Here is a 311-nt window from a genome sequence, read left to right on the forward strand (position 1 = left end):
CCTGATGCTACAGCAGATACGGATACCCCTGCGGAAGATGATGAGACCAGTGCTACCCCTACCGTTGCAGACGTTAGTGATTTAAGCATTGCCAAGAGTGTGGTATTGACAACGGATGCCGATGGTAGTACTACGATCAGTGCCGGTGATACCGTTACCTTTAGTGTTACGGTTACCAATGCAGGACCTAACAATGCTACGGGAGTAGGTGTAGGAGATACGGTTCCAGATGGGTATAGTACCATAGGAAGTATCAGTAATGGCGGAAGTGAGAGTGGTGGCTTGATCAGCTGGAGTGGCTTAAGTGTTAC

General features: G+C 48.9%; 1 protein-coding gene. It reads left to right on the top strand.

Translation table 11 applies throughout. The features are described 5' to 3' along the window. On the top strand, positions 1 to 311 hold a 311-nt coding region (locus ACWNT5_RS24270; RefSeq protein ID WP_456518863.1), incomplete at both ends, for a hypothetical protein.

It is taken from the genome of Aquimarina sp. 433 (assembly GCF_054054605.1).